The 20498-nt window shown below is 35.1% G+C and carries 16 protein-coding genes; 15 read left to right on the forward strand and 1 reads right to left on the reverse strand.

The features are described from left to right. The first annotated feature begins 64 nt into the window (after positions 1 to 64). The 15 genes from M1V25_RS01780 to M1V25_RS01850 all read left to right on the forward strand — a co-directional run bounded on the left by M1V25_RS01780 (position 65) and on the right by M1V25_RS01850 (position 16977). Positions 65 to 1678 carry a hypothetical protein gene (locus M1V25_RS01780; protein ID WP_498842259.1) on the forward strand — a complete coding sequence of 538 codons (1614 nt, stop codon included), beginning with the start codon at positions 65 to 67 and terminating at the stop codon, positions 1676 to 1678. A gap of 140 nt (positions 1679 to 1818) precedes the next feature. Then, positions 1819 to 2454 (forward strand): AAA family ATPase, encoded by a 636-nt coding sequence (locus M1V25_RS01785; protein WP_116963337.1) that lies wholly within the window; start codon positions 1819 to 1821, stop codon positions 2452 to 2454. Further along, a complete protein-coding gene (locus tag M1V25_RS01790) occupies positions 2451 to 3359 on the forward strand; it encodes a ParB/RepB/Spo0J family partition protein (RefSeq protein ID WP_498842260.1) in 909 nt (302 codons plus the stop codon). Before M1V25_RS01785 ends, M1V25_RS01790 begins: the two co-directional genes overlap by 4 nt. A gap of 11 nt (positions 3360 to 3370) precedes the next feature. After that, positions 3371 to 4090 carry a glutamine amidotransferase-related protein gene (locus tag M1V25_RS01795; protein ID WP_116963339.1) on the forward strand — a complete coding sequence of 240 codons (720 nt, stop codon included), beginning with the start codon at positions 3371 to 3373 and terminating at the stop codon, positions 4088 to 4090. Beyond that, positions 4077 to 4955 (forward strand): SGNH/GDSL hydrolase family protein, encoded by an 879-nt coding sequence (locus M1V25_RS01800; RefSeq protein WP_116963340.1) that lies wholly within the window; start codon positions 4077 to 4079, stop codon positions 4953 to 4955. Before M1V25_RS01795 ends, M1V25_RS01800 begins: the two co-directional genes overlap by 14 nt. A 157-nt stretch (positions 4956 to 5112) precedes the next feature. Continuing rightward, positions 5113 to 5331, forward strand: coding sequence for a 50S ribosomal protein L31 (rpmE, locus tag M1V25_RS01805; protein ID WP_116963341.1), 219 nt, complete (start codon positions 5113 to 5115; stop codon positions 5329 to 5331). A gap of 431 nt (positions 5332 to 5762) precedes the next feature. Next, positions 5763 to 6854 carry a phospho-N-acetylmuramoyl-pentapeptide-transferase gene (gene mraY, locus M1V25_RS01810; RefSeq protein ID WP_116963342.1) on the forward strand — a complete coding sequence of 364 codons (1092 nt, stop codon included), beginning with the start codon at positions 5763 to 5765 and terminating at the stop codon, positions 6852 to 6854. Positions 6855 to 6869: 15 nt separating this feature from the next. Further along, positions 6870 to 8195, forward strand: a complete 1326-nt coding sequence (gene murD / locus M1V25_RS01815; protein ID WP_498842261.1) for a UDP-N-acetylmuramoyl-L-alanine--D-glutamate ligase — start codon at positions 6870 to 6872, stop codon at positions 8193 to 8195. Next, positions 8195 to 9427: a putative lipid II flippase FtsW gene (gene ftsW, locus M1V25_RS01820; protein ID WP_116963344.1), complete on the forward strand. Its 1233-nt coding sequence runs from the start codon at positions 8195 to 8197 to the stop codon at positions 9425 to 9427. Before murD ends, ftsW begins: the two co-directional genes overlap by 1 nt. Further along, positions 9411 to 10478: a 3-deoxy-7-phosphoheptulonate synthase gene (locus M1V25_RS01825; protein ID WP_498842262.1), complete on the forward strand. Its 1068-nt coding sequence runs from the start codon at positions 9411 to 9413 to the stop codon at positions 10476 to 10478. The genes ftsW and M1V25_RS01825 overlap by 17 nt, the downstream gene beginning before the upstream one ends. 69 nt (positions 10479 to 10547) lie before the next feature. After that, positions 10548 to 11996 carry a UDP-N-acetylmuramoyl-L-alanyl-D-glutamate--2,6-diaminopimelate ligase gene (locus tag M1V25_RS01830; RefSeq protein WP_498842263.1) on the forward strand — a complete coding sequence of 483 codons (1449 nt, stop codon included), beginning with the start codon at positions 10548 to 10550 and terminating at the stop codon, positions 11994 to 11996. Further along, complete coding sequence (locus M1V25_RS01835) at positions 11989 to 13362, forward strand: UDP-N-acetylmuramoyl-tripeptide--D-alanyl-D-alanine ligase (protein WP_498842264.1); 1374 nt, start codon at positions 11989 to 11991, stop codon at positions 13360 to 13362. The genes M1V25_RS01830 and M1V25_RS01835 overlap by 8 nt, the downstream gene beginning before the upstream one ends. Before the next feature lie 120 nt (positions 13363 to 13482). After that, complete coding sequence (locus M1V25_RS01840) at positions 13483 to 14649, forward strand: amino acid permease (protein ID WP_116963347.1); 1167 nt, start codon at positions 13483 to 13485, stop codon at positions 14647 to 14649. Positions 14650 to 15073: 424 nt separating this feature from the next. After that, positions 15074 to 15730, forward strand: coding sequence for a LysE family translocator (locus tag M1V25_RS01845; protein ID WP_498842265.1), 657 nt, complete (start codon positions 15074 to 15076; stop codon positions 15728 to 15730). 395 nt (positions 15731 to 16125) lie between these two features. Further along, complete coding sequence (locus tag M1V25_RS01850) at positions 16126 to 16977, forward strand: hypothetical protein (RefSeq protein WP_498842266.1); 852 nt, start codon at positions 16126 to 16128, stop codon at positions 16975 to 16977. A gap of 2 nt (positions 16978 to 16979) precedes the next feature. Here M1V25_RS01850 and M1V25_RS01855 read toward each other — a convergent pair whose 3' ends face one another. Then, positions 16980 to 20393 (reverse strand): DEAD/DEAH box helicase, encoded by a 3414-nt coding sequence (locus M1V25_RS01855; protein WP_498842267.1) that lies wholly within the window; start codon positions 20391 to 20393, stop codon positions 16980 to 16982. Between the last annotated feature and the right edge of the window lie 105 nt (positions 20394 to 20498).

Here is a 20498-nt window from a genome sequence, read left to right on the forward strand (position 1 = left end):
GAAAAAATGAGTGGGTTGTATTATAAACTTTTATATCTAACCCAAGTTAAGTAAAGGAAAGTCTATGGAAGTGACATTTGTAAACTCAACTGAAAGAGTGACTGTAACAAAGACAGATAAAACTCAAAAAATAGATGGTAAGAACTCAAGAGGTGGTAGCCAATATAATGGTTTTTATACATTTTATAAAGAAGGTCAAAATCCAAATGAACAAGGTGAATATTTTATAAAGGTTCCTAAAAAAGAAACTGAATTTTTCTTTGAAGCCTTAGCGGCAAGGATTATTTGTAAATTTAAAGATAACAAAATACTACCGCAGGACTATCACGATTTGCTTGTGACTGCGGAGCCTGTTACTATTTTTGATGGGGATAAAAAGACAAAGGCGCTTGCATCAAAAAAGGCAAAGGTTACTGAGCTTTTTAAACTCTTTTTCCCTTGGGAAAAAAGAAGCATAAGAAGTAATAAGTTAGAGAAATTTGATAACAAATATTTATACCAGCTGATTACTAGCTTTAAATCTGCCAACAGTGGGTTATCAATGGTTATATTTATCTCACTTTTGCTTGGTGATTATAGTGTTCACTCAGGTAATATTTTTGGCACAATAGGAAAAGATGGCAAGATTTGCCTTGGGAAATTAGATTTTGGGGCAGCTTTTCGTGACTTTATGAAAAACAAGAGTCTTGTTAAGGCATATGAATATGAAGTTAGTTTATATAAAAAATGGTATAAAAATTATCTTGAGTATTATCTGAGAATCCCAGGATTTATAGAATCGTTGGAAAAGGCGAGAAATACTTTTTTCTCCCAAGCGTCTCCAGATATCATACTACAGTGTTTTAACGAGGCATTTGATGAATGTTATAACTTTTTTGAACTTGATAAAAATAAGACACTTCGACAATCATTGTCCGAATACAGTGGTCTTAACTTTGAAAGTCCAAAAGATAGAACAGATCAGTTTAATCGTGTAATTTCTGATAGAATGACACAAAGTTTAATCAGCAATACGTCTGAATACGACGATAAAAATATAAAGGCATATAAAAGATATACAACTATCGTTAATAAAAAAGAAGAAGGGGACTGTAGTACTGATCATTGTAATATTAGTAACAAACAAGAGCGATCTGAAAACGATAATCCACAAGGAAGTGATGCTAAGAATAACTTGCGGAGCATCCTCCTGAGTGCATATGAGCGAAAAAGTAACGATAATGAGTTTAATATGAAAGCGCTTTTTACCAGCTTGATGAAACTTTATGCGCATATGCTAGGAAAAAACTCATCTAAAGAGGCAGTACATAATAAAGATTTAAGAAGGCAAAAATATAATATTTTAAGTAACCTCATAAAAGATATCAGTGAGATTTTGACCAACAGCAATAGTAATGGTAGTGATGGGCAAAAATCAAAATATCAAAGTGTTATGAAAAAGTTTAATGAAATCGAGAATAATGGTGCTCTAAGTTGTCTAGATATCCATTCCTCTAGATGGAAAGAGCTGTTACGATCTTTTGTTTATTTAGTTTTATGCCCTATGCTACTCTTTATACCATTAGCATTTCAATCCTTTAGAGAATGCGTGGCACCAACGAGCGCTACGCTTTTCAATCAAACAAAAAACATACTCAAAAAAACAAAGGAAAATGACTTTAATAATATAAATATATAAAAAATTTATCCGCTATATATTAGCAATTCAATGTCCCCAATGTATCTAAATCAGGCAAAATTGAAAGTTAGAAATGGTGTAAAATGGCTAGTGATGAGTATATACTAGTGCAAGTATAAAATTAACCTTAATTAGCTTACATGAAAACAGCAAAAGTCATTGCACTTCTACAACAAAAAGGTGGCTCAGGTAAGACCACAACAGCTATGAATATTTATGGTGGATTAAAAGAATTAGGGCATAACGTTCTTGTTATTGATATGGATAAGGATAAGCCAGATGCTTGGTCATGGGCAGCAAAGAGTGAAAGTCTGGCTGATAGTGTGATTCAAGTTGACGAAAAACATGCTAGAGAAACCATTACCGAAATTAAATCAAAAGCTGATTTCATTGTGATTGATACGCCACCTAATTTTCAAACAGCAGCGCTAAAAGCTGCACTTTTAGCTGATTTGGTAATTATTCCCTCTGCTCCTAGCGGCATGGATTTATCCGGACTCTTAGAAGCAAAGGATTTAGCATTAACTGCTGATCGTCCCTATCGGTTATTAGGTAATCGTGTCATGAAAGGCTCAAATATGTCTAGAAGCTTGTTAAAGGTATTGGAAGAAGAAGGAAAGTCTTTTAGCACTTATATTCCACAGAGTGTAAAATTTGTAGAAGCAGAAGCATCGGGCATGTATATTGGTGATTATGCGCCAGAGAGTAATGTTCATATTCAGGTTAGGAGGTTAGCAAAAGAAATTGTAGCATTTTTTGTGGGAGTTTCTGCATGAATGCTAAAGTATCATTGGCGAACCGAAAGCGTATCCACGAATTAGGCAACAAAGAAGGTAATTCTGACAGCAAAAAAGATGAACTTTTGGCACTACAGCTAAAGCAATTAAATGATAAAGCACAAAGTGCAGGTACGTTGCGTGATATGAGGTTAACAGAGTTGTTACCCGATCCTAATCAACCGCGTAAAATTTTCAAAAATATCGATATGCTAGCGCAAAGTATTGAACAAAAAGGTATCATCCAACCGATTATAGTTACGCCTAAAAAAGAAGATGGTTTTTATCATATTATTGCGGGTGAGCGACGTTTTCGAGCAGCAAAGGAATTGGGCTTGTCTGTTGTGCCGTGCATTTTACGCGAAGAAGCTGATAATGAGATTTTAATTGTTCAGTTATTAGAAAATGAACAGCGTGAAAAAGTATCTCCATTTGAAGAAGCAGATGCGCTAACCGAGTTAGTTCTAAAGCGTAAAATGAATAAGATAGATGTTGCAAAATCATTGGGGCGAGAGCCAAGTTGGGTGTCTATGCGCTTGAAAATTGCGAAGTCTTCAGTTGCAATACGCATGTTAACGGTGGATGGTTTTATCGAAGATGTGCGTACACTTTATGAGCTGAAAAAACTAGAAGATGAGCTCCCACAAGTAGCCAATCAATTTGTCCAAAAAGTGCGCGATAATAAGGTACATGGTGCTTATCGTCAAGCAATAAAACGTGCCAAAGAAGTTTGGTATAAAAAGCAAGAGCAGTTAGGTGGCAAAGAAAGCGCAATTCAGATAGAAGAAGTTTTGAACTTAGATGACGGGCTTATTGGTTTTAAGTCAGAAAAAGCACATGCTAGTAAGCTTTATACGTTTAAGCTATCCAAAACCGCAATCATGCAATTAAAAGAGATGCTTTAAGGTAATAAAAAATGAAGGTTGCATTATTGCAAGCCGATCATATTCCTGAGTATCGGCGATGCGTATCAGGTGGTAATTATCCTGAGATGTTTGCTAATCTTTTTTTAAAGGTCTCCACAATAGTTGATATTGATGTGTTTGATGTAACGATTGGTCAATACCCGCATGATTTAAATAAGTATGATAGATACATTATCACTGGCAGCAAAGCCACAACTTTTGAGAGATTGGATTGGATTTACGAATTAGAAGGAAAAATACGAACCTTATATACACTTAGGAAAAAAACCATTGGTATTTGTTTTGGACACCAAATTTTGGCTCAAGCATTAGGTGGTCGTGTTGAGCGCTCTATAAAGGGATGGGGTGTGGGTGTTCAATGTATTAAAATCATGGAAAGAAGAAGTTGGATGCATCCCTTTTATGATCATTTGAGTTTAAATTTTTATCATCAAGACCAAGTTGTTACATTGCCAGATAATGCAATAATAATTGCAACAAATACATTTTGCCCGATCCAAATGTTTGTCATAGATGATGTGGTTTGGGGGATGCAAGCACATCCTGAGATGTTGCGTGCACATAATCATCTTTTAATTAAAGAACAAAAAGAAGCATTGGCACATTGTTTTAAGCCTAGCATAGATAGTTTAAGGATGCGTGATCATGGACAAGTGGTTGCGCAGTGGATGGTAAATTTTTTTGAGGGAGTCATAAATGAAGATTGGTAGTATTGTCGTATTTGGGGATAGCTTACAAGATAATGGGAATGTAGTTAAAACTTTAGGCATTCCAGGAGAGCCATACGATCGTGGGCGCTTTTGTAATGGTTTGGTTGCATGTGAACACTTAGCCGATATGATTAAACAAAGGCAAGGTGCAGCGGCGATGATGCTTACGAATTATGCCATTGGTGGTGCATATACTACAGGTAAGAACCCAAAATCACTCTTAACCGATCACGCATTTTCAGTGTGTCAGCAGATTGATCGTTTTGTAGCACTAGAAGGTCGATTTCAACATGATTCATTAGTGATGATAAATGGTGGCGGTAATAACTTTTTATTTGCTATTCATAACGAAAAGCCATACTTTAATTTACCTGCTGTGTATCGTGTTGCCAGTGATCTTGTAAGGAGTGTTGATCGTATCGTTAAATTGGGTGCACGCAACATCGTGGTTTGGAACGTTCCTGATGTGACGGTAGCACCTGCTTATAAAGTTATACCCTTGCCAGGCTGGTTAGTCGTAAATCTTAAAAAATATATTAAAAAGCATATTGTCAAAGAAAACAAAAAACTAAGTCAAGGTATCTTGGAACTGCAAAAGAAGTACCCTGATGTACAGATTAGGCTTTTTGATGCTTATTCATTCTTACATGAAGCATTAGACTCACCTTTGGCATTTGGTTTTGAGGATGCAGTAGAGGCTTGTGTTAAGAGTTTTGGTGGGGTAGATGCAAAAGGGGAAATTCAAAAAGATATTTCAATTGAACATGATCCACAAACCTATTTGTTTTGGGACTATGTTCATCCAACTGCAAAAGCACAAAAAATGTTGGCTGAGCGTATTTTTACACTCATCTACCCATTATAAAAATACCCTTGAACTATGTGTTTATTTCTTCCAAGGAAAGGTATCAAAATGCTTGAGAGTTCACGATCTTTAAGCTATTATGTGCTGCGTTTTTATTTTGCGGTATCTAGGATGGGCCTAGGTGGCGGCAATAAAATTGATAAAGAGGTTTTAACTTATGAATACTGAAATTCAACCAAAATACGAAAAGGTAAATGTGAGCTGTAGCTGTGGTAATACATTTGAAACATATTCTACAAAATGTGCTGATATTAATTTGGATGTCTGCTCTATGTGCCATCCGTTTTATACTGGTAAACAACGTGTTGTGGATACAGCTGGGCGTGTTGATAGCTTCCAAAAACGTTTTGGTAGTCTTAAGTCGCGCAAGGTCTAAATAGCTTAGCTGCTTGAGTTTTGAAGCAGTAACACAAATAAAAAAGGCGCTCAGTTTAAGCGCCTTTTTTATTTGTGCAAAGAATCCGTGCTCAAATGAGGGTATGGAAGATAAATTGAGCGCTTCAGATGGGGGCTGAAGTTCTTTGCACACGCGTCAAGATTAATCACGTTAATGATTAATGTAAAGGGGTGTTGTGTAAAAAGCTGAAGAATTTGTATGTTTTTTTGTTATATCTATAAGTAAATCTTATGCTTTTTGTAATTAATATACTCTACATTTTAATGTAGAAAGTCCTAATGTGATAAAGGTATCGTTGCTTTAGCTTTAAAAAAAGCAATCTTTATACGGTTGTTTTTATTGTTTTCTGCTAGGGGCATAAATAAAATGTGAGCTGTTTGTTAAATCCTGTCAATTGCAAGGAATTTTTAATGTTATTATGGCTCACAAATTGGCTAAGCCAGTACTTTAATCCATTTCATATTTTTGGGAGTTATGTGACAGTTCGTGCGTTGATGGCTGCTCTTAGTGCACTTATCATCAGCCTTTTTATGGGTAAATCAGTGATTAGATGGCTGACGAATATGCAGATTGGTCAAGTGGTACGTGACGATGGTCCACAAACCCATTTAGTCAAAAAAAACACCCCAACTATGGGGGGATGCTTAATTATTTTTTCAATAATAATTGCAATTTTATTATGGGCAAAATTAAGTAGTCCATTTATTTGGGTGCTTTTGTTTGTATTAGTGAGTTTTGGATTGATTGGCTTTTTAGATGATTTTTTAAAACTGGTATTAAGGCATCCAAAAGGATTAAAGGCAAAATATAAATATTTGATGCAGTCGGCGTTTGCGCTTGTGGCAATGGTATGGATTTATTGGCTTTTAAACAGTTATATGGACTTTAGTTTATCGATTCCATTTAGCAAAAATTTATCTATTCCATTAGGATTTGGGGTAATTGTATTAGGTTATTTTGTTATTGTTGGTAGCAGTAATGCAGTAAATTTAACGGATGGTTTAGATGGACTTGCAATCTTGCCTATTGTATTAGTAGCGTCAGGTTTAGGAATATATGCTTATGTGATTACAAATAGTGCTTTCGCTGGGCATTTACTTTTTGATTATATGTCAAATGTAGGCATTGAGGAGCTTGTTGTATTTTGTGCAGCAATTGCAGGCGCGGGTTTTGGTTTTTTATGGTTTAATGCCTATCCTGCTGATGTGTTTATGGGGGACGTTGGCTCTTTAGCTCTAGGGGCAATACTTGGTACCGTTGCAATTATTATTCGCCAGGAGCTTGTGTTTTTTATCATGGGATTTTTGTTTGTTATGGAAACGGTATCTGTGATTTTACAAGTAGGATCATACAAACTTAGAAAGAAACGTATTTTTAAAATGGCGCCTCTACACCATCACTTTGAATTAAAAGGTTGGTCAGAGACAAAAGTGGTTGTGCGTTTTTGGATTTTAACAGTGATTTTTGTATTGATTGGTTTGGCAGCGTTAAAAGTACGTTAAAGATGGGGCAATTAGATGAATAGACCAATATTTTTTTACCAAAATCGCGAAATTAAAAAGGTACTTATTGTTGGTTTAGGCATATCTGGTTTCTCGGTATTTAAGTGGTTTAATCAATATGACGTTATCATTGATACTTATGATCAAAAACATTATGAAGTAAGCACAAATGCTTATTTTGACGATTTTAACGCCCTTGAATTGATGCATTATGATTTAATTGTAGTAGCGCCTGGTATTCCAATCAATAAAGCACCTTTTAATCGACTTTCTCAATATTGGGATAAAGTAGTTGGTGATATTGAGTTATTTGCTTTAGAAGTAAAACCATTAGGACAAAAAATGCTTGCAATTAGCGGTTCAAATGGTAAAAGTACAACTGTTTCACTACTTTATCATGTGTTACGTGATCTGGACATAAAAGTAGCATTAGGTGGAAATATTGGTACACCTGCATTGAGCTTAATTGATCCAAAAGTCCAAGTGTATGTGCTAGAAATTTCTAGTTTTCAAATTGATTTATTAAAAAAAGCACAGTTTGATGTAGGTTGTGTGTTGAATATATCACCTGATCACTTGGATCGTTATCCAAACTATGCGGCATATTGTCAGTCAAAGCTTAAGCTTTTTGAGCATAGTCATTATAAAGTAACAAATGGCAAGCAACGAGAATTAACCCTCGCAGACAAAGCAAATATGAGTTATTTTAATTCAAAAGACTGTTGGATAGATGGTAAAACGTTGTTTTTTCAAGGACAGTTGTTTTGTACAACTGATGAGCTCCTTTTGCAAGGAGCCCATAACCTTGAAAATATATTAGCAGTCTTGTTGGTATTAGAAAGTTTAATGGATTTAAATGAAGCTGCATGGGCAAAAATAAAGCAATCAATTAGGCATTTTCGTGGTTTACCACATCGTTGCCAATTGGTTGCCACAATTAATGGTGTAAAATACATTAATGATTCAAAGGGAACTAATATTGGTGCAGTAGAGGCTGCATTGAATGGCTTAGCGCAGGATGAAAAGAATATCATTATTTTCCTTGGTGGGTTAGCTAAGGGTGCGGATTTTAGCATGCTTATTCCTGCATTAAAAAAATCTGTTAAGAAAGCGATCATCTACGGTCAGGATAGATTGCTCATTACAAAAGCCCTGGAAAAAGATATAGAATGTATAATTTACCCTCACCTTGATGAAGCATTTGCTACAAGCTTCGCATTCGCAAAACAAGGAGATATTGTGCTATTATCGCCAGGGTGCGCAAGTTTTGACGCATTTTCTGGGTTTGTACAGCGTGGTGAGTATTTTGAACAATTAGTCAATCAATATAAGGTCCAGTAGTGTTGTTTTTTATTCGGAATTTATTTAGTCAGCGCAATACTAAGAAAGTACGTTTAAGAGCGAACATTGAACTTGATATGGCATTTGTTTTTTTTGTGTTGGGATTGCTTGCTTTTGGTTGGGTTATGATTACCTCTGCTTCAATGGTGGATGCTAATTATGACTATGGAAACCCTTATTTTTACTGCATTCGTCAGGGTTTTTTTGCCGTTTTAGGCATTATTGCTATGACTGGGGCTTTACTAATACCAACGGATAACTACCAAAAGATTTATAAGCTATGGTTGGTCGTTGCATTTGTGCTTTTGATTGCAGTATTAATTCCACATATTGGACGTGAAGTGAATGGTTCAAGGCGTTGGATTCCCTTGTTTGTCATTAATGTTCAGGTATCAGAGCTTGTAAAGCTATGTGCAATTATGTATTTTTCTTCTTACTTGGTTCGTTTTGGTGATTTGGCCAGGGACACTTTAAAAGGTGTAATCAAGCCACTTATTATCTTAGCAGCTATTGCTGGATTATTATTAAGAGAGCCAGATTTTGGTGCTTGTGTTGTGATGTTTACCTGTGTGTTTGGCATTATGTTTATGGCTGGTGTTAAACTTAGGTGGTTCATTATTTTGATTGTATTAGGTGGCGTTGCTGCAACTTTTTTAGTGCTATTTGAACCCTATCGCTTGGCACGTTTAAATGGGTTTTTAGATCCGTGGGCAGATGCTAATAACACAGGCTATCAATTGGTTCAGGCGTTGATTGCCTATGGGCGAGGGGGGTGGCTTGGAGACGGACTAGGCAGTGGGATCCAAAAGCAGTTTTTCTTACCAGAGGCACATACCGATTTTATTGTCTCAGTCATCGCGGAAGAATTAGGTGTGGTGGGCGTTATAGTATTGTTAGCCGTTTATACTTACCTTATATGGAAAGGCATGAGAATTGCGAGTTTTGCCTATCAGCTGCAACGTTACTTTCAAAGCTATATTGCCTATGGCATTAGCTTTTGGGTTGCATTTCAGGTAATCGTTAATATTGGTGTTAATATTGGTGTTTTGCCAACTAAAGGTTTGACCTTACCATTAATTAGTTATGGTGGTAGTAGCTTATTGATTATGTGCTTTGCTCTAGGGATTTTGCTTAGGATTGACTTTGAAAATAAAGTTATTGCAGATGAGATTTCACCAAGATATGTTTATAAAAAAGTAAGAGGGAGTAGACAAGTTGATAGAGATATATGACAAAACAGATAACATACGCATTAAAGACAAGCGCAACTTGGTACCTTCTGGTGTCATCCATGACGAACATCCGATCACCAAGGAGGCAATTACAACAGTAATTGCAGCAAGAAAAGCCGTTTCAAATGTTTTGCACGATAAAGATGACCGACTTGTTGTGGTGGTAGGACCTTGCTCTGTACATGATGTGAAAGCAGCTAAAGAATATGCACAGTTATTGCTTAAAGAGGCTAAAAAACACAGTAATGAACTTGTGATTATCATGCGTGTATATTTTGAAAAACCTCGCACAACAGTTGCTTGGAAAGGGTTAATCAATGATCCTGATTTGGACAATAGTTTTAAAATCAATAAAGGTTTGCGTATGGCACGCCAATTGCTTTTGGATATTTCTGACATGGGATTGCCTTGTGCAACCGAATTTTTAGATGTGATTAGTCCGCAATATATTTCTGATTTAATTGCATGGGGTGCAATTGGCGCGCGTACAACAGAAAGCCAAATACATCGTGAGTTAGCCTCTGGATTATCATGTCCAATAGGATTTAAAAATGGCACTAAAGGTAGTATTGGCATTGCAGTGGATGCAGTACGTGCAGCTAAATCCAAACATCACTTTTTGGGTGTGACAAAACAAGGTACCACAGCGATTTTTGAAACAACAGGTAACAGTGATGCACATATCATTTTAAGAGGTGGCAACGATGGTCCAAACTATGAGAAGGTACATGTGGACTATGCAGCAGAAGCCTTAAAACCTCATAATTTGCCACATAAGGTGATGATTGATTGTAGTCATGGCAATAGCAGTAAAGATTATAAGAAGCAAACGGTTGTTATTGAAGATATTTGTCAACAAGTCAATGCGGGTAGTGATAATATTTTTGGCGTGATGATTGAAAGTAATTTAAAAGAAGGCAACCAATCGATATTCGTTACACCTCTAGAATATGGTAAAAGCATTACCGATGCTTGTGTTGGTTGGCAAGAAACAGTAGAAATGTTGGACAAGCTTGCTCAAGCGGTTAAAGCACAACGTCATTTAGGATAAGTTTTATAAATCGTGAAAACCATCGCTCAAATTATCAATTTTTTTTCTAAGCAAGGACTTTTATCACAAGTGCACTTTAATCAACAAAATGCATATGTTCTTATAGAAAATTTATGCCAAGATCATAAAGGATGTCAAAAGGGTGATATTTTTATTGCATTAAAGGGTCAGCGTCATGATGGACACCAATATGTGTCAGCTGCATTAGAAAAAGGCGCAAACCTCATTGTTGTAGAAGACATTCATTTAGTCCCTGATAGTGTCAATAAAGACGACTTATTAGAGGTTAGAGAAATAAAGCATCATTTATCTGAATTTGCTGGTTGGTTTTATGATTTTCCATCACAACACCTCCAAATTTATGCTGTGACTGGAACTAATGGCAAAAGCACTATTGCTCATTTTATTGGTCAGTTATTGACTAAGCTGGGATATAAATCAGGTGTGTTAGGCACAATTGGTAATGGTATTTACCCTAAGCTTTATGCTTCTTCCCTTACAACTTTGGACACAGTAAACTTAAATAAAGTATTGAAGGACTTTGTGCGAACTAAAGTAAAATCTGTCGCAATGGAAGTTTCATCACATGCAATTGACCAGAATCGGATTAAGGGAATCAACATTGAAATCGCAATTTTCAGTAATTTAGATGTTGATCACTTGGATTATCACCAATCGATGGTTGACTATTTTGAGGTCAAAGCACGCTTGTTTAGAATGCAAAACGTGCAAAAATGTATTATTAATATTGATAATGAATATGGTGTGAAACTCTACCAAGATCTTCTTTCGTTAAAAACTAAACAAGTGCTTACTTTCAGTATTCAAAATAAAAAGGCAGATTGTTTTATTGCAATTGAACGTTATCTGCAAACTGGTTTTGAAGTCAGTATTTACTGGAAAGAAGTTAAAATAACACAGATGTTATTGCCGATTATGGGAGAATATAATCTAAGTAATATCGCTGCTGCGATAACCGCATTATTGGCAAATGGTTATTCATTGGAAAGTGTGAAACACGCATTACCTTTTATTCAAAATGCTAAAGGACGTTTAGAGCAGCTAAAGTTCCGTAACAAAGCATTGGTTGTTATTGACTATGCACATACGCCTGATGCGTTACAAAAAGCTTTACAAGCCTTGCAATCACAGCTAAAAGGTAGACTTTATTGTGTTTTTGGCTGTGGTGGTGAACGTGAAACAAGCAAGCGACCGCTCATGGCAAAAGTCGCTCAAATTCATGCGGATTTTTGTATCATCACTGAAGATAATAGCCGTACAGAACCAATAGATAATATTATGGCGGATATTTTAAGAGGTTTTGATAAACAATTTAGCAAATATATCGTGATAAAGGATCGTAAAAAAGCAATTGAATATGTGCTTACACATACTACAGCAGACGATATTATTTTGCTTGCTGGTAAAGGGCATGAAACCTATTTAGATAAAAACAATTTTAAAATACATTTTGATGAACGTGAAGTTGTCATGAATTTATGGAGTAAAGATGATTGACTCATTAAAAACTTTAGTAAGTGAAATATCAGGAGAGTACATCGGAGCAGATGTAAGTATTACAGGTGTACATATCAATTCAAGAGAAATTGAAAAAGGTCAATTGTTTGTTGCGATTAAAGCTGATCGTGATGGTCATGATTTTGTTCAAAATGCAATTGAAAATGGTGCATGTGCAGTTTTGGTTAGTGATAAACAACATAATCTAGCTGTACCACAAATCGTTGTTGGTGACACGCGTAAAGCATTGTTTGATTTAGCGCAAGCGTATAGAAGTAAGCTTAATATGCCGGTTTTATCACTAACAGGAAGTTGTGGCAAAACAACAACAAAAGAAATGCTGGTGTGTACATTGTCCGCTTTTGGTAAAGTTCACTATAGCAAAGGTAATTTCAATAATGACCTAGGTGTGCCCATCACGATTTTATCTACGCCAAACGATGCTGATTTTTTAGTTGTTGAAGCTGGAACCAATGCGAAGGGTGAAATTCCATATTTAGCAACCTTAATTCAGCCAGATATAGCAGGTATTACGAATGTATCAGCTTCACACCTAGAAAAGCTTCAATCATTAGAGGGAGTGATGTTGGAAAAAGGTGCTTTATTACAAGCATTGGTTAACAAAAATGGTTGCGCAATTATTAATCTAGATGACGGTAGAATCGTGCAATATGCTACAAGCCTTGCTGTTCAAAAAGTTAGTTTTTCTATGCAGCAGCAAGCTGATGTGCAATTAGTTAGCTATAAAGCAAGCAGTAATAAGTTGGATTATGAAGTTAGAGTTGATGATATTATTTACAGTGGTCAACTTAAAATAGTAGGAAAGCATAATATTCAAAATGCTTTAATGACATTAGCTTATATCAAGGCGTTAAAACTTGACATCCAAAAGTCTTGTATAGCGCTTTGTAATTTTAAACCCTATAAAGGACGTTTCTCTTTACATCAAGTAAATTCCTATTTATCTGTCATTGATGATACCTATAATGCAAGTGTACAATCGGTTAAAGCAGCGATTGAGGATTTGTCTTCTTTTGATGGCGTGAAATATATTGTACTTAGTAATATGGGTGAGCTTGGTGAGCATGCGGAGTTTTATCATCAACAAGTAGGAAGATGGATAAAGGAAGCCAGAATAGATCACGTTTATTTATATGGACATAAAGAGTGGATGGAAATTATGAGAGCAGAAGTTGATAGTCATGTGCAATATTTTGCAGCAAAGGAAAGCTTAATTTCGACTTTAATAACTCAACTAAAAAATATGATTAAGCAAAACACGCGTGTACTGATTAAAGGTTCAAATGCCAATAAAATGGGAGAAGTTGTAGTGGCAGTTTTGGAGCAATATCCTGCTATTCTATGACAACAAAAATTACATGTGACCCAAAATTGATGTTGTCACAAAATTTGCGTACGGTCATAGTATACTTTTGGTATGTACTCATGTATCGTTACATTTTTATTGAACTATGGAGGCTTTTGTATGCAAAAATCATTAGGTGGTGCATTTTTAGTAGTAGGGACTACAATTGGTGCAGGGATGTTGTCGTTACCACTTATCACCGCCGCATGTGGTTTATTGGTGTCAATTATATTAGTAATTATTTCATGGTCGGTGATGTATTTTACGGCTATACGCCTAATTCATGTTTGCTCTAGTCAACCTTTAGGTGTCAATTTTACAACACTCATTAAAGAACAAATGCCAAAAAGCTTACAAGCTATTTTTACCTTGATTTACCTATTATTGTTATACGCATTAATGGCTGCTTATACTACACAAGGAGCATCCCTTGTAAATTTAGTATCGCAAGCTGAACTACCAATCATCAGCGTAGATGCTATTGTATTTGTTATAATTTTTGGCTTAGTTATTTTAAGTACCCGATTAAGCGATTATGTTAATCGATCGTTTGTTTCAGTTAAGCTTGTGTTTTATGTTTTATGCGTAGTTAGCATGTTATTTGTCTTAAAGTGGGCAAATATGTTTAAAATGCCACTTTCGTTTTATGCACTTGTGTTCGCGTGGCCGACTTTATTACCATCATTTGGTTTTCAGAATATTATTCCTGTGTTGTATGAATATCAAAAAGGCGATGTGAAAGCGGTTAAGCGTAGTGTATTTATTGGTAGCAGTGTGGTGCTTGTGATTTATATTATTTGGTTGATAGTTTGTTTGACCATTTTGCCTCAAACAGGTATCCATAGTTATGAGACCATATTTAAAAACGGTAATACCTTAACGGCGCTTATCAATGCAATAAAAGAAGCAACACAGAGTGTAATGATCAATACTTTTTTATCGGTTTTTATTAATATCTCAATTATTACATCTTTTATTTGCGTTGGATTATCACTTTATCACTACATAAAAGACACTTTTAAGCGATTTGGTATTGAAATTAATAAAATAATTGGTTTTCTGTTAACCTTTATTCCACCGTTTATATTTACTGTGTTTTACCCAAAAGGATTTATTCTTGCTTTGCAATATGCAGCTATTTTTGCTGTTATTATTTTTGTATTTACCCCCATTTACCTCGATAAAGACCATAGAAAAAAGGTTATCAATTGGTATCCATTGATTTTAGGTTCACTGGTGATTGTGGCTCAAATACTCAATTTGTTAGGAATAAGCGTACCATTTTAAAAGATTTGTTGAGTATTACCCTTAACATATAAACTGCGCTACTGAATCTACCTTATCTTTAAATAAGTAATTTGGCACTAAGTTGAAATTGAAATTAACGAGGAGACTCAAGTAAGCAACAGCAAGTCAGGAAAACATCCATGTGAATTACGCTAGGGGGAGTGCGCTACTGCTTGTTCTGTCGCTTACTGGTTGTGAATAGTATAGTGTTTATGCTTGTAATGCAAGTTGTTGATCTCTAATTAGGTTGCAGATATTTCAGCGTGTGGGTGAGATATTTGCTCGTCATAGCTTGGGTTATTTCTATATAGATTTGCCAGCGATACTGATAAAAGTAATGATGATCTAAATCTTTAGATTTTTTAAAAAAACGATTTATGATAAACTTCTGAGTTTGTGTTAACAAACTAACAATAAAAGCAAAATGCTTATCGTTGCCTTATTTAGTTTATTAATGTTACAAATGCTTGGCGTGATGCTGCCTGGACCTGATTTCTTTATGGTGTTGCGATCATCGATTAAGTACGGGCGTAATTCTGCCGTTCTTGTTGCATTAGGTATTGCAATGGGTGTACTTACTTACGCAACCGTGGTTGTACTGTTACTAGATTCCCTTAGTGATAATTTTCTAATGATCGTGCATTGGATATCATTCTTTGGTGGCTGTTATTTGCTTTATATTGCTTATAATTGTTATCGCTCTTCAAAAGGCAAGCACTCATTGGCTGAGGTAGATGTACAAATTGCGGTTGCATCTAAAAAACATTTATTTTTGTTGGGACTTTTTTGTAATTTATCCAATCCCAAGGTGATTATATTTTTTGTGAGTCTATTACCACTATTTGTTTTAAAATCAACCGCACTTTGGTACCATCTAGCTATTATTTCAATTATGTTCTTAAGTACATTTATTTGGTTTGGTTTTGTGGCTTATGTGATGGGATCACAACATATTCGAGGGCTTTTTATAAAGCATATGGCAAAGCTTGAAATTGTATTTTCAATTATCCTGACAATTTTTGCGTTATTATTGATTTACTCATTTTTTTCTACTTTATTTATTTTTAATTACGTTATTTGACGTAATTTTGACGTAAAAAAACTTTTACGTTTTGATTACAGTCATTTCAATCAAAGGTGTATAACTCCTAACTTTAATTGAAAATATAAAAATGTCCTAGTGCGTTAGGTGTGCTGATGTTATACAAAAGATTTGAAGCAAGTTGATGCAATTATTGTCGATAGCAAATTTCACTATACTAAAAATTGGAATCAATTAATCTTTCATGCAAGATAAAAAGAATTTACGTTATTTTGACGGGTTTTGGTGCTAAGTAGACATGTGAAAAGAGTTGAAATATTTTGGTTGCCCACGAGACCATAAACCAAAACAAATAAGAGATTTACTTGCACAGTTTGATAAAGTTCTTTATATTTTGGTCTCATTTAGTCTTATAGCAATATAAACAGGAAAATATGAATCAACAGGATAATGACATTATTACTATCAGTGACTTGCTGGTGACATTAGCAAAATATTTTAAATTATGGTTAGCACTAACCATCATTGGTGTCATAATGAGTATTGCGTATGCAGTCTACCATAAAAATAATTACCAATATAGTGCAAATATTGTTGGACCAAGCTACATTGAGAATGGGAGTTTGCATGAGATCATTCCTCAGAATCAATTATCTCAGTTAGTAAATATTTATTATCAGCAATTTCGACAACTTGAACAAAAGCAAAATACGTTAGTAGATCATCTTAATTATGAAAAAGAAAAGTCGATGCTAACAACTAATGCTAAAGGAGAGAATATGTCGCAGGTAGTATCTTTATTTTATAATTTTATTCAGTATGTGCAAAAGCAAGAACAGTATATTAATAGAATTCAAAATTGGCAAAACAGCGTACAATTTAACCTTGAGAAATTAGAAGAGCAAAACAAAATTTATGAGCAAAACGTGAAACAATTTCAGCATAATATCGACAGTCTAACTACAGCCAATGACTTGGCAAGCTTAAATGGTCAGGCATTACTGAATAATTTATCAAACATGATTACATCGTATCAACATCAAATGTTTACCAATAATATTCAGATTCAGAATTACCAATCGCAACTACAATCGCTAAACAAGAATATTACGATGTTGGGTGGAGTTTTAAAATCAATTAATCCAGTTGGGTTGACATCGGTTGTTATTATTATTTTGGGTATGATTTTAACGATTATTTTAGTAACAATTGTTGTGTTTATTATTGAGTTTATTCGTAACACAACGTTCGAAGTCAGGCAAAAGCTTAAAACTTATGACAGATAATTTTAACTTAATGGCGCAAACAAACTCATCAATTCGGTTTCACTGAGTTTAAATTCTGCTTGACCTTGTTTGTCATATAATCCACTAGCAAGTGTTGCTTTTTTCTCTTGTAGTTTTAAGATTTTTTCTTCGACACTGTCTTTGGCAATGAGTTTATAAACATTGACAGGTTTATTTTGACCTATGCGATAAGCGCGATCAGTTGCTTGCGCTTCAATTGCAGGATTCCACCACGGATCATAGTGAATAACTGTATCGGCAGCAACTAAGTTAAGCCCAGTACCACCTGCTTTTAAGCTAATAAGAAAGATATTGATTGTAGGATTGTAACTGAATTTGTCGATGAGTTGTTGACGGTTTTTAGTTTGACCAGTGAGTTGAACATAGTTGATTTTATGATTGTTAAGAGACTCAGCAATGATGTCAAGCATTTCAGCAAATTGAGAAAATACTAGGACTTTTCTATCTTCAGAGACAAGTAAATCAAGCATTTCAAGCAGATAATGTAATTTAGCAGATTCGTTGACCTTTTGCGCATTTTCAAGTTTAACAAGTTGTGGATGACAACAAGCCTGCCTTAACTTAAGAAGCGCATCAAGGATGTGGATATGGCTTTTTGCTAAACCTTGTGATTTCAAAATTTCACGTACTTTTTTCTCCATTCCCATGCGCACACTTTCGTAGAGTTGCTTTTGAACGGTTGGAAGTTCAATAAGTTCAATAGACTCAGTCTTTTCAGGTAAATCCTTAGCAACAAGTGCCTTTGTACGCCTTAACATAAAGGGTGCAATGCGACTTCTTAATAGCTTTAAACGTTCCGTATCTTGGGCACCTTCAATTGGATTTTTAAAGTATTTACGAAACTGCGCATCATTACCTAGAAAACCCGGCATTAAGAAATTAAATTGTGACCACAATTCACCTAGATGGTTTTCGATTGGCGTACCAGTTAGACAAAAGCGTTGTTTGGTAGCAAGGGAGAAAATTGTTTGTGCTTGTTTGCTTTTAGCGTTCTTAATTGTTTGTGCTTCATCTAGAATAATAGCGCTATAGCTATTTTGATTATGTATCTCTTCGTCTTTTAAAATTAATGGATAACTCGTGACGACAATATCGTATTGAAGTAATGTGTCATAGTTTTTAGCTCGATCGTTACCATGCAAAAGTAATATTTTTAAGTTGGGGGTGAATTTTTCTGCTTCACGCAACCAATTACCAATGACCGAAGTTGGGGTAATAATTAAGGCAGTTGTGAAATCTTTATTATTTTCTTTTTGTAGTTGTAACCAAGCTAAAGTTTGTAAGGTCTTTCCTAGTCCCATATCATCAGCAAGGAGCCCACCCATGCCATGAGTGGATAAAAATTGCATCCAACTAACTCCATGCTGTTGATAATCACGAAGCGTGGCCTTGACGTTTTTAGACACAGGGAGAGATGGTAGGTTTTGAATGTTTTTAAGTGAGTCAACGAAGGATTTAAGTGCTTTGGCTTTGCTGTAATTTATCGCACCACTCTTACCTAGCTGCTCTTCTAAGCTCATAAGTGAGCCAATCTGCCATTTTGGAAGTCTAAGTCTTGTGCCTCTATTATCGGATAATTCTAATAATGAATTAATTACAGGCTCAATGAGCTTATAATAGTCAAGTTTAAGTTTGTATTTGTTATCAAGTACGACCAATAAGTCGCTTTTGTTTTTGTCACCAGATCGCTGTAAATATTTGACAATAATCGGTTGTAAATCAATTGCTTGACCATTGTGATTTACACTTAAATGAACGTTAAACCAGTTGTTTTGTGGACCGTCTTCAATATCAATATGAATTTCATTTGGATGGATATAGTGACTATTAAAGTCATCGGCAAACGTTACCTGCCAGCCGAGAAGCTTTAGCTCTTCTAAATCATTTAAATAAAAATCTTGCCATTGATCTTCAGGTGTTTTAGGCGGCAATGATTCAAGCACATAACTAGCTATAGGTCGCGTGCGTTGACGTACAGATTGGGAATAAACAGGTTTTTGTTTTTTAAAGCCAAAGTTTGACAGGGTAAGTAATTTAATGTATTCAAACTCAATGTCTTTCTCAATAAGCTGACCTTTTAAATCTATCAAAGGACTGCTGCCATCATGTGGGGAAAAGAGTTGTCCTTCATAATTGAAACTGACATCACCAAAATAACCATAGTATGGCCATTCCATGCTAGCAGCACGATGAAACTCAATCATTGCAATAGGTGTCACCTTGTGTGATTTGATCTGTTGAATATTTTTTGGAAAAGTAATGTTTTTGGCAAGTGGAGAATATTCAATTAGATTACGAACAAATAACATATCTTCTTTTGATATGTCATGTAGTTGAGATAACAACAATAATTGTGTTCCTGGAATATCACTTTTGAGCTGACCAATATTGTTGTAACTAATGTAAAAGGCAGGTGAAGTTGGGATGACCTTAATTTGGTCTTTACCATTTATTGTGATGTTAAAGCGAAATCGATTATTGATTTCTTGCCAATTAAATTCAGGAACTAGCTCTTCAGCGCGTATTAATTCACTAGTAGGTGAAACTTCAGCTTTATATAGGCGCTTTGTATCGATAAGAAGAGATAAGAGTTTAGAACCATTTTCACCCTCGAGTTTAAGGTTTTGTTTAGTTATATAATACCTATTATAATCCGCACTTTGGCGGATATGGCTTAAAATGATATGATCATCAGTAGTTGCACATTCTGGATATCGGGTATAGCCTAAAATGAGGTTGAGTAAATTAAGTTTTTGTGGTTTAGCAAGGCTATTATTTTTTAATATGCGTACGGTACTTGCATGTAGCTCATACCATGTTTGCCCTGATTGAGTGACTTCTTTAATCTGATAAGCAATAAACGTATCATGGATGTTTTGTTTTTCTTGAACTAGTTGATGTGTTACTTTACGTAAACTTTCTGCAAACTCACGTTCAAATTGATTACGATTAAAATGCGCAACAGAAAAAGTATCTTTATTTTTTGTGCTTATGTTATTAATAGGAAAAGTGGTGGTTGTATCAGTAGGGTCTACTATTTGCGGAGACGTTTCGAGCTTTTTAAGTTCTTCAAATAATGTTTTATTGAACATAAAGATAATGGCATAAGTATGCTTACAGAAATCGCCAAAAGGACAAGAGCACTCAGCATCCAGTACTTCTGTCAGTGTGTTTGTATTTTTATCAAACGCAAGTAGAATAGATTGTGAGTAAATATTTGTTCCTGAGCCAAAGACTTCACCTTCTACAGCAATAGCATTGTTGATGCTATCAGAACGTCTGGGTTTGATTGAGCGAATTGAGTGCTGGTTACAGTAAGTATGAGCTCGTGAAATCGTAGCCGATGTGAACTGTTTTGTAATAGTCTTCGGTAAAAGGCTTGACGAGTGTGTCATTTTATAAAAATGCAATAAAAGTAAATCCGTCTAGTTTAGCATTTAATATGTGGAGTGGTTAAGTTAAATTTTCTATTGTTGGATAATAGTCTGGTACCTACTGAG

The organism is Candidatus Nebulibacter yamunensis, from assembly GCF_024208055.1.
Lineage (GTDB): Bacteria > Pseudomonadota > Gammaproteobacteria > Francisellales > Francisellaceae > Caedibacter > Caedibacter lacustris.